Here is a 15,068-nt window from a genome sequence, read left to right on the forward strand (position 1 = left end):
TGAAGAACATCTCTGAACCTTTTGGATAGGATAACTTATTTTTACTATCACCTATAAATACCTTAAAAGACTCCTTATTGCTTTCAATTAAGTTAACTAATTTAAATAGCTGGTAAATACCTATAATTAAAAACAGAATACTGATTAATTGTTTAAGCATTACTATTTTGTTTTACCTTAATTTTTACTCGTTAGTACGATAAAAGCATGTTTATAACTCATCTTTATAAGATTCCTCCTCCTACCTCGTCGGAATGACGTTTCTATTTTTTTGGCAATCGCCCTGCGATTAAAACAACTGCTCTTTTTTCACTTGCTGATATTCTTCTACAATTGCTTCTAAAACTTCTTTTGCTGGTTTAATTTCATGGATAAGCCCTGCTACTTGACCTATTTCTAGTTCTCCATCGTCCAAGTTTCCTTCAAACATACCTCTCTTAGCACGCGCACGTCCTAACAATTCTTTTAATTGTTCTACAGATGGCCCTTGCTGATATAATTCTTGTATTTCTTGATAAAACTTGTTTTTCACCAAACGAACAGGTGCGAGTTCTTTTAACGTTAGTTGTGTACCTCCATCTTTTACTTCAACAATTGTTTTTTTGAAGTTGTCATGTGCTGAAGATTCTACAGTAGCTGCAAAACGGCTTCCAATTTGTACTCCGTCTGCTCCCAACACCATTGCTGCTAACATTCCTCTGCCTGAACCTATTCCTCCTGCTGCAATTACTGGAATTTCAACTTGTTCTTTTACCATAGGAATTAACGTAAACGTAGTAGTTTCTTCACGTCCGTTATGACCTCCAGCTTCAAAACCTTCACATACTACAGCATCTACTCCAGCTGCTTCTGCTTTTAAGGCAAATTTTACTGAACTTACTACATGCACCACTTTAATTCCTTTTTCCTTTAAAAAAGAGGTCCATGTTTTTGGATTACCTGCGGAAGTAAACACAATTTTTACTCCTTCTTCAACGATAATATCCATGATTTTTTCAATATCAGGGTACAACATTGGCACATTTACCCCAAAAGGTTTATCAGTTGCTTTTTTACATTTTTGAATGTGTTCACGAAGTACTTCTGGATACATAGATCCTGCTCCAATTAATCCTAATCCACCTGCATTAGACACTGCAGAAGCTAACTTCCAGCCACTTACCCAAATCATTCCACCTTGAACGATTGGATATTGTATATTAAATAGTTTGGTAATTCTGTTTTGCATAGCGTAAATGTACAATCATTAGCTAGGAAGCACAAAAAAACCTCGAAAAAATCGAGGTTGTATGTTTATGTTTTTATGTGTGAAAAAGTTCCCCTTATATCTAATAAGTTTTAATCTATTACTCTTGTCGTAAAATTCAACGCAATGCCATATTTAGATGGTATTTTTCTATTCATTTCCACCGCTGGCTTCCACCCTTTTATAGATTCAAAAAAATCAATTATCTCGCTCCTTAATTTATTTGGAATATTATTAACCACCCATACGTCTTTGATACTTCCATCTACATCAATAGTAAAATTTACATAGATAATGGTGTTAATAGCATAACTTACATTATCTATTAAATAGCTCATCTTTGAATTAAACTCTTCTTTTCCCTTTTTAAAAGTAGGTTTAATAAACTTTGTATAAGTATCGTCCTTAAGTTCTTCTCCTTTTTCATTGAATAGTATATACCTTTCTATATCTCCATTTATATCGTAATAAAATTTTGCTGCTAGGTTACCATTGTAATGATAATACTTCCACAACCCTGATGGGACTCCTTTTTTATGGAAACCCGTATAATTTCTATTGCCATTGTCAAATAATGTAAGTACTTTTCCTTCTAATTCTCCCTCAGCATCATAAAAAACCCTTTTAGATATTTTTCCGTTTCGGTGGAACACAAGATATTTTCCTACATAACTGCTTCCTCTATTATTTTTTGAAAACCCCTTCTTAAAAATTTTTCCGTCTCTATAATAAAGTATCTTTTCCCAAAGAGCTCCTTTTTTTACACTAGTTTCAATATATTTAGCATCGTTTTTGTTTGAAGTTATTCTAAACTTTCTATCTAAATAATTAGAAATAGAATCTTTTTGTGAGTACCCATTAATACTAATGAATACTATAAACAATAACAATATTTTTTTCATAGCTTTATTTTTCTTTTTTTACGAAATCACACCAGAACCTAACAGCTCTTCATTTTTATACCAAGCAACAAACTGCCCTTCTTGAATAGCGGATTGTGGATTTTCAAACTCTACATAAATTCCGTTGTCAACTTTATATAACGTAGCTTTTTCTAATGGTTGTCGGTAACGAATACGTGCTTCTACCTCCATAGATTCACCTGTTTGTAAAGCTAAATCTTCACGTACCCAGTGCAATTCTTCATTTGACACAAATAATACACTTCGATACAATCCTTGGTGATTTTTTCCTTCTCCAGTATAAATAACATTGGTATCTACATCGGTTTCAATTACAAACAACGGTTCTTTAGTTCCTCCAACGGCTAAACCTTTACGCTGACCTTTGGTGAAATAATGTGCTCCTTGATGTTTTCCTACTACTTTTCCATCTTCTTTGTTATAAGAGAACTTCGTTGAAAAATATTCCAACTCTGCCTCTTTATTCTCAAATTCTGGAACTGAACGATTGTACTGCTCAAATTCATCTGGAATTCGAACAATATCTCCTTCTTTCGGTTGTAGTTTTTGTTGTAAAAAGTCTGGAAGTCTTACCTTTCCTATAAAACACAATCCTTGGCTGTCTTTTTTATCGGCTGTAATTAAATCTGCTTCCTTTGCTATTTCACGAACTTTTGGTTTTGTCAATTCTCCAATAGGAAATAACGCTTTAGATAATTGTTCTTGCGATAATTGACATAAAAAATATGATTGATCTTTATTAGTGTCTTTTCCTGCTAATAACTTGTATACAGGTTTTCCATCAATAATTTCTTCTGCTTTCCTACAATAATGTCCCGTTGCTACATAATCAGCTCCTAAACTTAATGCGATGTCCATAAACACATCAAACTTAATTTCACGATTACATAATACATCAGGATTAGGTGTACGTCCTTTTTCATATTCGTTGAACATATAGTCAACGATACGTTCTTTGTATTGTTCGCTTAAATCAACTGTTTGAAAAGGAATTCCTAATTTTTCTGCAACAATCATAGCGTCGTTGCTATCTTCTAACCACGGACATTCATTAGAAATGGTTACTGAGTCATCGTGCCAGTTTTTCATAAACAAGCCAATAACCTCATATCCTTGTTCTTTTAGTAAATAGGCTGTTACACTACTATCTACCCCTCCTGAAAGTCCTACTACTACTCTTTTCATTTTTTACTTTTGAAGCTGCAAATTTACGAAATAATAAACGTTTTTTATTATGGAAATAATTGATGACTTCATTGTAAAAATTGATGGACAGCAACTATATCTTAGTTTCTCGTCATTTCTTAGAATATTTTTAAATTACCCAGTCAGAAAGTAAAACTCTTATTCTCTTCTGCGTTACTTTATAAAAGAAATAAATTTATCTTTATACTCTCTGTATCTATAGATTAGTTTTTAGGTATTGAATGTACAGCTCTTTTTCTCTTATCGGTAACAACTTCTCCATCCATGTAAAATTGCCATTTACCGTCTCTTTTACCGTTTTTATACATTCCTTTTTCTTTTAAATCACCTTTTAAGTCGTAATACCTTCCTTCTCCTTCTAGTTTTCCGTCAACATAATATACTTCTTCAATCATCACTCCTTCTTCAGTAAAAATCTTAGAAAGTCCATTTTTTTTACCATCTTTATAGATGCTTTCCTCCGTTAATTTACCATTTCTATAGTAGTTTTTTAAAACTCCATCTAGTTTACCATCAGTATATTCTTCTTCTGAAAAAAGCTTTCCATCTGAAAAATAATACGTCCACTTACCTACTCTCTTTCTTCCTTTCATCCATCCTTTTGTTTTTACTTTTCCTTTTGGTGTAAAAAATTGTACAAAAGCACTATCTGATTTTGCTGAAAAGTCTTTAGACATAGAAGGTACTCCATAAGAATTAGGCTCATAAAAATTAAATGTTCCAACTTCTTTCCCATTTTTAAATTCGCCTGAGTATCTTATTCTATTTTTATTGTCGTCGTAATACTTTTTCCATACCCCATGTCTCTTACCATTTGCATCAAACTGATTAATTTTTTGTGCTTGTGCAGCCGTTGTAAAAAAGACTGCTAATAAAAGTGCTGTTGAAAATATCCTTTTTATATTTATCATGCTATAATTTCTTTTACATTTCAAATTTACATAAACCATACCAATATGAGTGTTGATTTTTTAATTTCTGTGTTAGAAAATGTTGATAATGCTGCTAAAGTAAACAGAGATAATGCTTCAAATATTGTGTTAGCACAACCTGAATTGATAAAATATTTGATTGATATCACTTTTGATGTTGATAATAAACTATCTATTAAAGCTGCTTGGGTATTGGAATGGATTTGTACGCACAAAGGGGTTGAGTATATTCTTCCTTATTTAAGTGTTTTTACAAAAAATATATCTAGCGTACATTTTGACAGTGCTGTAAGACCATGTGCTAAAATTTGTGAGCATTTAGCAACTGCTTTTTCCTCAAAAACAACCAATGGTATAAAAGAACAGTTAACAGAAACTGATATTGATTTAATTATAGAAACTGGATTTGATTGGTTAATTACCGATCAAAAAATAGCCGTGAAAGCCTACACCATGAGCACTTTGTTTTTATTTGGTTTACAAAAAGATTGGGTTCATCCTGAGTTAGAACATCTAATTCGTACTAAAGTAATTCATGAGAGTAAAGGCTGTAAAGCTAGAGGCAAGAAAATATTAGAGTTGATAGAGAAGCATAAAAACCAAAAACAATTATAAAACCTCAGAAGAAAAATCTTCTGAGGTTCTTTTATTATTTTACAAACAACTAAATAGTTGTAGCTATTGTATTACCAAGCCCAGCCTTTGGTAGAAGAAACTTGGTCGTTCCAAGACTTTCTCCAGAACCACCAGCCTGACATAGTATACCACTTAAGGTTAGCTACTCCAAAACCTGAAGGACCTACTGATTGATAAAAACCTATAACTTTTCCTCCATAACAAGAATGTTGATATAAGTACACCAAAGCTCTTCTATTCCATGGTTTTTTCACTATTAAAGAGGATAACTGATCGTTATAACCGCTTCCTACCCAATGGTCTCTATAATACCTACGATCCATTCTACTCATTCCACTCATGTATGTATTATAGTAAGCGTGTTTGTAGAAATAAAACCTTCCTGTTCCATATAAATCATAGCTATTACACTTAGATGATCTTCCTTCTGTTGCTTCTTGATCACCTGGGAATTCTTCTGCTACTTTTGAAGCATACTCTTGTAAATCTTCTCCATTATCAAAAACCTTAACTTGAATATCAGTACTTCCTTCTTTTTGATTATCAAAGAATAATGATTTTGGAGCTCTTTCTTCATCTCCAAAGATTTCTTGAGCAAGCTCAACATCTCCATCAGCTTTCAGTACTTCTCCACTTTCTTCATCATATACATAAGCCACTTTAAACTGCTTACCATAATAATCGTATGTATGATTAATAGTTACTGTACCTTCTTTTGCTAATTGTACTTCTTCTTTGTTCGATTCATTTTCAATTACATCTTCACTTTGACAGCTGAAAAGCAATGTAAAGCACATCACAGCCATCCATAAAAAATTTTGTTTTTTCATTTTTTCTTATTTTTTGAAACTCCCAGCATTTACTAAGAGTTTATTAGTTTGATTAGTTAGTTATTTAATTTTTTACAGGTATTAAAACCTCTCCGTTTTTAAAACGTGAATAATCTACAACGTATTTACCTGCTTGTAAAGTAATATTAGTTTTACCTAATTCTGCTACTATATCATCTCTTAGTGATACGTCTTCTGAAATAATGAAATCTTCTTCTTCTAAACTTCTTGAAAACACCAATCGTAATGATTCACCTTCATTTCTGAACGCTATCACACCATTATCTTCATCATTGTTTCCTTCCATAAGTTTTGAGAAAGTTTCTTTTACTTCATCTGATGAGCCTGAACTTGCATTTCCATATACAAGTATGTCTCCATAGTCGTTTTTAAAACACACTCCTGGTCCTGTAGTACAAGTTCCTCTACTAAAACGCCAATCCATAACATATACCCATGGTGCGTAATAGGCTCGAGCTTGTTTTACTTCTAAATTTGTGTTGTTTAACAATTCGTTTGCAGTGTCTTCTTTTTGACATGCTTGTAGCATCATAAGGACGATGCCTACAATTACAAAGTTTTGTAGTCGTTTCATAAAATAATAGTTTTCGGGGTTAATTATGAACTCAAATATATACGAACACCACAGCTTAACTATCAGGGGAATTGTTGTTTATACCACAGGAAAAACACCCTTAAAATAAATCTTATGTACTGAACATTTGCTAAAGTTTGTGGGTATTTCAATTTATACCCTCTATAAATCAAGTGTTTATTCCTTTAAAAAATATAGTCATTAACCTAAAGACCTTATTCTCTTTCGGTTATAGTTTTGCCAACATGATAAATCAAAATAAAAAATTATGTTGAAAAAAATTTTAAAGTTAAGTGGTGTTCAAAAACTAAACAGTTTAACTCAAAAAGAAATTTCAGGAGGTGGTTCTTTTGGTGGTTATTTAGATGGAGTAGACACAACAACAGATCCTGACAGGTTTCCTTCTGATCCAGTAACACCAAGTTGGAAGTGGAGGTGTCATAACCAAACTAGTAACGGTAATACACCTACCTTTTTTTATTCTTACACAGATTTAAGCTATCGTGGCTACATTTGTTATCCTTTATAACTAGATAAGAATTATAAAAGCAAGCCTAACTGCTTGCTTTTATTTATTTAATACCCTTTAAGTTTGTAGGTTTTCGATATCCTTGAAAAGGTTGCTTAAGCAACTCTTTTAGGTTTGAATTTTTTGCCTCATCAGGGAATGTATCTACTCCGTAGACTATTTTTTCTCTATCTAATTCCATATAAGTCCCTAATAATCGATCCCAAATAGAAAAGATGTTTCCGTAGTTGGAATCAGTATAAGGTAATAAATTATGATGATGTACTTTATGCATATCAGGTGAAACAATAACATAACTTAATACTTTATCCAATTTTTTAGGCATTTTTATGTTAGCATGAGTTAGTTGTGTAAACACTAACGACATAGACTGATATAACATTATTATACCTATAGGTGTTCCTACTAAAAAAATACCTAGTAATGTAAATGTAAAACGAATAACGCTTTCTATTGGATGATGTCTGTTTGCTGTTGTGGTATCTACTTTATGATCAGAATGGTGTACTAAATGCACCATCCATAAAGGTTTCACTTTATGCTCTACTAAATGTGCTAAATAAGCTCCGAAAAAGTCTAAAAACAACACTCCTAACAATACATACAACCATAATGGCATTTCAGGAAGCCAGTTAATCAATCCAAAATCATTTGCTTGTACCCAGTCCGCTGTTTTAAGCAATACAAAAGCCAGAGTAAAGTTGATAATTACCGTGGTAGCAGTAAAAAACAAGTTAGGCCATGCGTGTTTCCACTTATTGTATTTAAAACTAAATAAAGGCACAGCGCCTTCTAACAACCAGAAAAAAGTTATTCCTCCAACTAAAATAATACTTCTATGACTAGAAGGAATATTTTCAAAATAATGTATAAGGGTTTCCAATGTGTAATATTTTTTCTAAAAATAGAAAAAATATCTATAACGACTTATTTTTTAGAACTTCCCGATTGTGGTAGACGTTTTTTCAATTCCTCTACTATCCTATAAGTAGCAGGACAAACCTCTGTATTTTTAATAGTTAAATCTGCTATTTGGATAAACTTTTTTCGATTCGTATGTGGATATTCTGAACAAGCTTTTGGACGAACATCATAAATAAAACAAGTATTATCAGACTCGTCTAAAAAAGTACATGGAGCTGATTGTAAGACCATAAAATTATCTTCATCTCGCTGTAAATACTGATTTGTAAAATCAACCACCTTCATTTTTAAGTGTTTTGCTATACGCTCTATATCTTTTTCGGTAAAAATTGGTGAAGTTGTTTTACAACAGTTTGCACATTCTAAACAATCCGTACGTTCAAATTCTTCCTCATGCAACTCTTGCATTAGTAAGTCTAAGCGTTTGGGTGTTCTTTTCTTTAATCGTTGAAAATACTTCTTATTTTCTTGTAAAGCGTCTTTGGCTAATTTTGGTAAGTTTTCAAGGTCTTTATCCATGGTGCAAAGGTACAAAAGCATCAACTAAGTATGCTATAATCATGAATCAAAAAATCATCCTTAAAATGGTGGGAAGAAAAAATTAAAAACACTAATTTTGTGCGATAATCAAAAAGAACCAATGAATATTCAATCGTTAATAGAAACGAAAGTAAAAGAAGGATTTTTAGCCTTGTATGATGTAGAAATTCCTAGTGTAGAATTTCAAGCAACCCGTAAAGATTTTGAAGGAGACATTACTGTTGTTGTCTTCCCATTACTACGGTACAAAAAAGGAAATCCGGTTCAAATTGGTGAAGATTTAGGTAAATATATAGTTGAAAACATCAACGAAGTTACCAGTTACAATGTTGTAAAAGGTTTTTTAAACTTAGTCGTTGAAGATTCTTTTTATGTAAACTTTTTTAATGAAATTGCAGCAGATGCAAGGTATGGTTTTGTAAAAGAAGACGAAACAGATGCTCGAATGGTAGAGTATTCTTCTCCAAACACCAACAAACCTTTGCACTTAGGACATGTTCGTAATGTATTATTAGGATATTCTGTTGCTGAAATTTTAAAAGCTGCAGGGCATAAAGTTTACAAAACACAAATTATCAACGATCGTGGTATCCATATTTGTAAGTCAATGTTGGCTTGGAAAAAATTTGGAGAAGGCGAAACTCCTGAATCTACAGGATTAAAAGGAGATAAATTAGTTGGTAATTACTACGTAAAGTTTGATCAAGAGTATAAAAAAGAAATTTCAGAATTAGTTTCAAAAGGAATTTCTGAAGATGATGCTAAAAAACAAGCTCCATTATTTTTAGAAGCACAAGAAATGCTTCGTAAATGGGAAGCTGGAGATAAAGAAGTTGTTTCCCTTTGGGAAATGATGAACGGATGGGTGTATAAAGGGTTCGATGTTACTTATGAAAACATCGGAGTTAACTTTGACAAATTATACTACGAAAGCAACACTTATTTATTAGGAAAAGATGTTATTGAAGAAGGACTTAAAAATGATGTTTTCTTCAAAAAAGAAGATGGTTCTGTTTGGTGTGATTTAACTGACGAAGGACTAGACGAAAAACTAGTATTACGTTCGGATGGAACTGCGGTGTACATGACGCAAGATATTGGTACTGCTATCCAACGTTCTAAAGATTTTCCTGATGTAAACGGAATGGTATATACTGTAGGTAACGAACAAGATTATCACTTTAAAGTGTTGTTCTTAATCTTACAAAAGCTAGGATACTCTTGGGCTAAACAATTATTCCACTTAAGTTACGGAATGGTAGATTTACCTTCTGGAAAAATGAAATCTCGTGAAGGGACCGTAGTAGATGCTGATGATTTAATGAACGAAATGACCAATACAGCCCGTGAAATTTCACAAGAGTTAGGTAAGTTAGAAGGGTATTCTACTGAGGAAAAAGAGGAATTATATAAAATTATCGGATTAGGAGCTTTAAAATACTTCATTTTAAAGGTAGATCCTAAAAAGAGAATTTTGTTTGACCCACAAGCATCGGTAGACTTCCAAGGAAATACAGGTCCTTTTGTACAATATACCTATGCAAGAATTCAATCAATCTTACGTAAAGCTGATTTCGATTATTCTTCTTCGGTATCAGTAGAATTACACGATAAAGAAAAAGAATTAATCAAGCAATTAGAATTGTACCCTGAAATAATTCAGCAAGCTGCAAATAATTATTCACCTGCTATAATTGCAAATTATACATACGATTTGGTAAAAGAGTTTAACTCATTCTACCAAAACGTATCCATTTTAGGAGAAGAAAATCAAGATAAAAAAATATTTAGAGTTCAGTTATCTAAAAAAGTAGCTGACACCATAAAATCTGCATTCAAATTATTAGGAATTCAGGTTCCTGAAAGAATGTAATAAATTAACAAACAACAAGTAAAAGTAAACAACATGAAATACGACGTACTAATAATCGGAAGTGGTCCTGGAGGTTATGTAACTGCAATTAGAGCATCTCAATTAGGATTTAAAACCGCTGTAGTTGAAAAAGAAAACTTAGGTGGAATTTGCTTAAACTGGGGATGTATTCCCACCAAAGCATTATTAAAATCTGCTCAAGTTTATGATTATTTAAAACATGTTGATGAATACGGTTTAAAAGCAGAAGCAATCGATAAAGATTTTGAAGCGGTTATTAAACGTAGTCGTGGTGTTGCTGAAGGAATGAGCAAAGGTGTTCAGTTCTTAATGAAGAAAAATAAAATAGACATCATCGATGGTTTTGGAAAGGTAAAAGCTGGTAAAAAAGTTGATGTTACTGATAAAGATGGTAAAGTAACTGAGTATTCAGCTGACCATATCATTATTGCAACTGGAGCTCGTTCACGTGAGTTACCAAGTTTACCTCAAGACGGTAAAAAAGTTATCGGATATCGTGAGGCTATGAGCTTACCTAAACAACCAAAATCAATGATTGTTGTAGGTTCTGGTGCTATTGGAGTTGAGTTTGCTCACTTCTATAACTCAATGGGAACTGACGTTACTGTTGTTGAGTTTATGCCAACAATTGTTCCTGTAGAAGATAAAGATGTTTCTAAACAAATGGAACGTTCTTTCAAAAAAGCTGGAATTAAAGTAATGACTAGTTCTTCTGTAGAATCTGTTGATACTTCTGGTGACGGAGTAAAAGCTACCGTTAAAACTAAAAAAGGAGAAGAAGTTTTAGAAGCAGACATCGTATTATCTGCTGTTGGTATTAAAACCAACATTGAAAACATCGGTTTAGAAGATGTGGGTATTATTACTGATAGAGATAAAATCTTAGTAAACGATTGGTATCAAACTAATATTCCTGGTTATTATGCTATTGGTGATGTTACTCCTGGTCCTGCACTTGCTCACGTTGCTTCTGCAGAAGGAATTACCTGTGTTGAAAAAATTGCTGGTCTGCATACTGAATCTATCGACTATGGAAACATTCCTGGTTGTACCTATGCTACTCCTGAGATTGCTTCTGTTGGTTTAACTGAAGAGCAAGCAAAGGAAAAAGGTTACGAATTAAAAGTTGGAAAATTCCCATTCTCTGCTTCAGGTAAAGCTAAAGCTGCTGGAACTCCTGACGGATTTGTAAAAGTTATTTTTGATGCTAAATATGGTGAATGGTTAGGATGCCACATGATTGGTGCTGGTGTAACTGACATGATTGCTGAAGCTGTTTTAGGTCGTAAATTAGAAACTACTGGTCATGAAGTATTAAAAGCTATCCACCCTCACCCAACCATGAGTGAAGCGGTTATGGAAGCTGTTGCAGATGCTTATGATGAAGTAATTCATTTATAAAATTTACAAACTTTATATAAATTATAACCTCGTCTTTTTTGGCGAGGTTTTTTTATATTTGAATATGAAAAAAATACTCCCAATATTCGTTTTATTATGCTGTTTTTATTCTTGTAAAACAGAAGAGAAGAAAACACCCGTAAATCCATTAACAGTTCCTTTTAGTGAACGTCCAACTCCACAACTTCCAAATAATAACAATAATTCTGTTAATATTATTGGAGGAGCGCATTATATATGCCCTAAAAAGTGTGAAGGAGGAACTTCAAGTGTTCAAGGTACTTCTTGCCCTGTTTGTAAAACTCCTCTTGCTCATAACCAAGGATTTCATAATACTCAAAACAAAACTTCTAACTCTCCAATATCAACTCCTGCAACACAGACTACTTCTGGACCTAATGCTTCTGGACAATATCATTACACCTGTACCAACGGTTGTGCTGGAGGGGCAGATACTACTGGAAAGTGTAACAGTTGTAACGGAGATTTAGCGCATAATGCTGCTTTTCATAATTAAAAAAGTACGTAATTCCCTTATTCTTATTACGGTTTTTAATCAAGTTTCTTGACTTCTATAATATAAATTTGTTTTATAATAAAAATTTACACTTATGTTAAGAAATATTTTAGAAGTAGGAACTATTTTAAAGAAAGAAGAGCAAAAATCAGTAAAAGGAGGAAATGATATGAAAGAATGTTCTTTAGGAGATCGTTGTTCTAGTGGATCTCAATTTCCTTCTGAATGCCTTCCAGCGGTAAACTTTTGTTGCGTTAATGGTTTTTATGAAATATGTAGTTAATAGTATACCTTATAACACAAAGAGCTATTAATTTAGTTAAAGTTTCAAAAAAGGATTATTAAAGAACATATAAAAGTTCGTAAACCTCACCTAATTTGGTGAGGTTTGTTTTTAAAATACGTAATTACCTTACATTTATTACGGTTTTTCTAAAGTTTACTTTTGACTTAATACATAAATTTATAACAACTTTAAAATTTATGATTATGTTAAAAAATATTTCAAACATTGGGCTTGTCTTAAAAGCTTCTGAGCAAAAATCTATTACAGGTGGAATTACTAGCATATGCCCTAGAGAAGGTTTGGCCTGTAACAGCCAATACCCTTCTCCTGTACACTGTATTACTGATGTTCCATATTGCTGTGTTGATGGCTACTTTGAAAAGTGCTACTAAACTCATGAAATATAAATACTTATAAACCTCATCAATAAATGGTGAGGTTTTTTACACAGTACTAAAAACAGATAATTTACCGTAAAACGGTAAAAAATAACAGAAATTCAATAAAAATGTTATTTTATTGAGTTTACGGCACAATAATTGTTGTTAAGAAAACTTTAACACAATTCGCTATACTATGAAAAACTATCTACAAAACAGTTTTACATTGAGGGGACAATTGTTATAGAAAAAGAAAAAACTCGAAGCTGCTAACTTCGAGTTTTATTTTATAAAATATTAGACAATAATTTTATCTAATTAACTTCTTGTATTTAATTCGCTTAGGCATTAAATCACCTCCTAAACGTTTCTTCTTATTTTCTTCATAATCAGAGAAAGAACCTTCAAAGAAATACACTTGACTATCTCCTTCAAAGGCTAAGATATGTGTACAAATACGGTCTAAGAACCATCTATCGTGCGATATTACTACAGCACAACCTGCAAAATTCTCTAAACCTTCTTCTAAAGCTCGTAGCGTATTTACATCTAAATCGTTAGTAGGCTCATCTAATAACAATACATTACCTTCTTCTTTTAGAGTCATTGCTAAATGTAAACGGTTACGTTCTCCTCCAGATAGAGTAGCTACTTTTTTGTTTTGCTCACTTCCTGAAAAGTTAAAGCGACTTAGATAAGCTCTCGAATTTACTTGCTTACCTCCCATCATCACTAAATCCTGACCTTCTGAAAAGTTCTCCCAAATAGATTTTTCAGGGTCTATGTTTGAATGTGATTGATCTACGTAAGCAATTTTAGCTGTCTCCCCTACTTTAAAACTTCCAGCATCAGGAGTTTCTTCTCCCATAATCATTCTAAAAATAGTAGTCTTACCTGCTCCGTTTGGACCAATAATTCCTACAATTCCTGCTTGTGGTAAATTAAATTCTAAGTTTTCATATAATAACTTATCTCCGTAAGCTTTAGAAACACCAGTAGCTTCAATTACATTCGTTCCTAAACGTGGACCGTTTGGAATATAGATTTCTAATTTTTCTTCCGTTTGCTTTTGGTCTTGGCTCATTAACTTCTCATAGTTCTTCAAACGTGCTTTTTGCTTTGTTTGACGACCTTTTGCTCCTTGACGTACCCATTCTAACTCTCGCTCTAATGTTTTTTGACGTTTAGATGCTGTCTTGCTTTCTTGAGCCAAACGTTTTGACTTCTGATCTAACCAAGATGAGTAATTCCCTTTCCAAGGAATACCTTCTCCTCTATCTAACTCTAAAATCCATCCTGCAACATTATCTAAGAAATAACGGTCATGCGTTACTGCAATTACGGTTCCTTTATATTGTGCTAAATGGTGCTCTAACCAATGTACAGATTCTGCATCTAAGTGGTTGGTAGGCTCATCTAACAATAAAATTTCTGGTTCTTGTAATAATAAACGACATAAGGCTACACGACGACGCTCTCCTCCTGATAATACTCCTATTTTTTTATCACCTTCAGGCGTACGTAACGCATCCATGGCAATTTCTAACTTAGTATCTAACTCCCAAGCATTAGATGCATCAATTTTATCTTGTAGTTCAGCTTGACGATCCATTAATTTTTGCATCTTATCCGCATCAGAATACACTTCCTCTAAACCAAACATGTCATTTATCTTGTTGTATTCATCTAAAATAGCAACAGTTTCTGCTGCTCCTTCTTTAACAACTTCTAAAACAGTTTTGTTTTCATCTAATTGTGGCTCTTGTTCTAAATATCCAACCTTATAACCTGGTGAAAATGTAACATCTCCTTGGTAATTTTTTTCTACTCCTGCTATAATTTTTAATAAAGTAGATTTACCCGAACCGTTTAAACCTAAAATACCAATTTTAGCTCCATAAAAGAAACTTAAATAAATATCTTTTAAAACTTGTTTTCCTGTACTTTGGTAGGTCTTAGAGACCTTATTCATTGAAAAAATGACTTTTTTATCGTCGCTCATTTCTTTATTTTTTTCTTTAATTAAACTCTTCCTTTTAAGGCATTAAATACCCATGCATTTGCAAAAAAACCTAAACCAACAGCTCCAAAGCCATATCCAGCTATTTCATCATACTTAAATACTGCTAAACATATAAGTAAAATCCCCATTAATACCATTATAAGCGTTGCCCAACCTAGGACAGTGTTTTTGTTCATTGCCATAATTTACTTTTTTCAAAAAAATGT

The 15,068-nt window shown here is 32.7% G+C and carries 16 protein-coding genes; 6 read left to right on the forward strand and 10 right to left on the reverse strand.

Annotation, left to right across the window (positions count from 1 at the left end; genetic code table 11):
* Positions 1-289: 289 nt before the first annotated feature.
* The 4 genes from ACTPNM_RS11510 to ACTPNM_RS11525 form a co-directional block, all read right to left on the reverse strand.
* The gene (locus ACTPNM_RS11510; RefSeq protein ID WP_440121918.1) at positions 290-1,228 is read right to left on the reverse strand and encodes an NAD(P)H-dependent flavin oxidoreductase; all 939 of its coding nucleotides are present in this window, start codon (positions 1,226-1,228) and stop codon (positions 290-292) included.
* Between the two features lie 110 nt (positions 1,229-1,338).
* Positions 1,339-2,148, reverse strand: coding sequence for a toxin-antitoxin system YwqK family antitoxin (locus tag ACTPNM_RS11515; protein ID WP_440121920.1), 810 nt, complete (start codon positions 2,146-2,148; stop codon positions 1,339-1,341).
* A gap of 18 nt (positions 2,149-2,166) precedes the next feature.
* Entirely contained in the window at positions 2,167-3,354 is a 1,188-nt protein-coding gene (mnmA, locus tag ACTPNM_RS11520; protein ID WP_440121921.1) for a tRNA 2-thiouridine(34) synthase MnmA, read from the reverse strand.
* A 224-nt stretch (positions 3,355-3,578) separates the two neighbouring features.
* On the reverse strand, positions 3,579-4,286 hold the full coding sequence (locus tag ACTPNM_RS11525) for a toxin-antitoxin system YwqK family antitoxin (protein WP_440121922.1): 708 nt from the start codon (positions 4,284-4,286) through the stop codon (positions 3,579-3,581).
* 45 nt (positions 4,287-4,331) lie between these two features.
* Here ACTPNM_RS11525 and ACTPNM_RS11530 point away from each other — a divergent pair, with 45 nt between their 5' ends.
* The gene (locus ACTPNM_RS11530) at positions 4,332-4,922 is read left to right on the forward strand and encodes an adenylosuccinate lyase (protein ID WP_440121924.1); all 591 of its coding nucleotides are present in this window, start codon (positions 4,332-4,334) and stop codon (positions 4,920-4,922) included.
* Between the two features lie 71 nt (positions 4,923-4,993).
* Here ACTPNM_RS11530 and ACTPNM_RS11535 read toward each other — a convergent pair whose 3' ends face one another.
* Both ACTPNM_RS11535 and ACTPNM_RS11540 read right to left on the reverse strand, forming a co-directional pair.
* Positions 4,994-5,773 carry a hypothetical protein gene (locus tag ACTPNM_RS11535; RefSeq protein ID WP_440121925.1) on the reverse strand — a complete coding sequence of 260 codons (780 nt, stop codon included), beginning with the start codon at positions 5,771-5,773 and terminating at the stop codon, positions 4,994-4,996.
* A 64-nt stretch (positions 5,774-5,837) separates the two neighbouring features.
* Positions 5,838-6,368, reverse strand: coding sequence for a hypothetical protein (locus ACTPNM_RS11540; RefSeq protein ID WP_440121926.1), 531 nt, complete (start codon positions 6,366-6,368; stop codon positions 5,838-5,840).
* A gap of 268 nt (positions 6,369-6,636) precedes the next feature.
* On the opposite strand from ACTPNM_RS11540, the gene ACTPNM_RS11545 reads away from it, so the two are divergent.
* Complete coding sequence (locus ACTPNM_RS11545) at positions 6,637-6,897, forward strand: hypothetical protein (protein WP_099216210.1); 261 nt, start codon at positions 6,637-6,639, stop codon at positions 6,895-6,897.
* Between the two features lie 43 nt (positions 6,898-6,940).
* Here the strand turns inward: ACTPNM_RS11545 and ACTPNM_RS11550 are convergent, their stop codons facing one another.
* A complete protein-coding gene (locus ACTPNM_RS11550; protein ID WP_440121928.1) occupies positions 6,941-7,780 on the reverse strand; it encodes a sterol desaturase family protein in 840 nt (279 codons plus the stop codon).
* A gap of 44 nt (positions 7,781-7,824) precedes the next feature.
* Positions 7,825-8,340: a YkgJ family cysteine cluster protein gene (locus ACTPNM_RS11555; protein ID WP_274640626.1), complete on the reverse strand. Its 516-nt coding sequence runs from the start codon at positions 8,338-8,340 to the stop codon at positions 7,825-7,827.
* A 121-nt stretch (positions 8,341-8,461) separates the two neighbouring features.
* Here ACTPNM_RS11555 and argS point away from each other — a divergent pair, with 121 nt between their 5' ends.
* From argS to ACTPNM_RS11575, 4 genes are all read left to right on the forward strand, one after another.
* Positions 8,462-10,234, forward strand: coding sequence for an arginine--tRNA ligase (argS, locus tag ACTPNM_RS11560; protein WP_440122836.1), 1,773 nt, complete (start codon positions 8,462-8,464; stop codon positions 10,232-10,234).
* A 33-nt stretch (positions 10,235-10,267) separates the two neighbouring features.
* Positions 10,268-11,656, forward strand: a complete 1,389-nt coding sequence (gene lpdA / locus ACTPNM_RS11565; protein WP_440121929.1) for a dihydrolipoyl dehydrogenase — start codon at positions 10,268-10,270, stop codon at positions 11,654-11,656.
* Positions 11,657-11,720: 64 nt separating this feature from the next.
* Complete coding sequence (locus ACTPNM_RS11570) at positions 11,721-12,173, forward strand: hypothetical protein (RefSeq protein WP_440121931.1); 453 nt, start codon at positions 11,721-11,723, stop codon at positions 12,171-12,173.
* Positions 12,174-12,267: 94 nt separating this feature from the next.
* On the forward strand, positions 12,268-12,456 hold the full coding sequence (locus ACTPNM_RS11575) for a hypothetical protein (RefSeq protein WP_440121932.1): 189 nt from the start codon (positions 12,268-12,270) through the stop codon (positions 12,454-12,456).
* A gap of 693 nt (positions 12,457-13,149) precedes the next feature.
* Here the strand turns inward: ACTPNM_RS11575 and ettA are convergent.
* Together ettA and ACTPNM_RS11585 are read right to left on the reverse strand one after the other, a co-directional pair.
* On the reverse strand, positions 13,150-14,841 hold the full coding sequence (gene ettA / locus ACTPNM_RS11580) for an energy-dependent translational throttle protein EttA (protein WP_274640621.1): 1,692 nt from the start codon (positions 14,839-14,841) through the stop codon (positions 13,150-13,152).
* A gap of 20 nt (positions 14,842-14,861) precedes the next feature.
* A complete protein-coding gene (locus ACTPNM_RS11585; protein WP_099216284.1) occupies positions 14,862-15,038 on the reverse strand; it encodes a CAL67264 family membrane protein in 177 nt (58 codons plus the stop codon).
* Positions 15,039-15,068: the final 30 nt, after the last annotated feature.

Source organism: Tenacibaculum sp. Ill, assembly GCF_051938915.1.
Classification (GTDB): domain Bacteria; phylum Bacteroidota; class Bacteroidia; order Flavobacteriales; family Flavobacteriaceae; genus Polaribacter; species Polaribacter larymnensis.

Bases quoted from the DNA above. Each gene is read 5' to 3' on its own strand.
- ACTPNM_RS11510 (WP_440121918.1), bottom strand. From the start codon at position 1,228: ATGCAAAACAGAATTACCAAACTATTTAATATACAATATCCAATCGTT.
- ACTPNM_RS11515 (WP_440121920.1), bottom strand. From the start codon at position 2,148: ATGAAAAAAATATTGTTATTGTTTATAGTATTCATTAGTATTAATGGG.
- mnmA (WP_440121921.1), bottom strand. From the start codon at position 3,354: ATGAAAAGAGTAGTAGTAGGACTTTCAGGAGGGGTAGATAGTAGTGTA.
- ACTPNM_RS11525 (WP_440121922.1), bottom strand. From the start codon at position 4,286: ATGATAAATATAAAAAGGATATTTTCAACAGCACTTTTATTAGCAGTC.
- ACTPNM_RS11530 (WP_440121924.1), top strand. From the start codon at position 4,332: ATGAGTGTTGATTTTTTAATTTCTGTGTTAGAAAATGTTGATAATGCT.
- ACTPNM_RS11535 (WP_440121925.1), bottom strand. From the start codon at position 5,773: ATGAAAAAACAAAATTTTTTATGGATGGCTGTGATGTGCTTTACATTG.
- ACTPNM_RS11540 (WP_440121926.1), bottom strand. From the start codon at position 6,368: ATGAAACGACTACAAAACTTTGTAATTGTAGGCATCGTCCTTATGATG.
- ACTPNM_RS11545 (WP_099216210.1), top strand. From the start codon at position 6,637: ATGTTGAAAAAAATTTTAAAGTTAAGTGGTGTTCAAAAACTAAACAGT.
- ACTPNM_RS11555 (WP_274640626.1), bottom strand. From the start codon at position 8,340: ATGGATAAAGACCTTGAAAACTTACCAAAATTAGCCAAAGACGCTTTA.
- argS (WP_440122836.1), top strand. From the start codon at position 8,462: ATGAATATTCAATCGTTAATAGAAACGAAAGTAAAAGAAGGATTTTTA.
- lpdA (WP_440121929.1), top strand. From the start codon at position 10,268: ATGAAATACGACGTACTAATAATCGGAAGTGGTCCTGGAGGTTATGTA.
- ACTPNM_RS11570 (WP_440121931.1), top strand. From the start codon at position 11,721: ATGAAAAAAATACTCCCAATATTCGTTTTATTATGCTGTTTTTATTCT.
- ACTPNM_RS11575 (WP_440121932.1), top strand. From the start codon at position 12,268: ATGTTAAGAAATATTTTAGAAGTAGGAACTATTTTAAAGAAAGAAGAG.
- ettA (WP_274640621.1), bottom strand. From the start codon at position 14,841: ATGAGCGACGATAAAAAAGTCATTTTTTCAATGAATAAGGTCTCTAAG.
- ACTPNM_RS11585 (WP_099216284.1), bottom strand. From the start codon at position 15,038: ATGAACAAAAACACTGTCCTAGGTTGGGCAACGCTTATAATGGTATTA.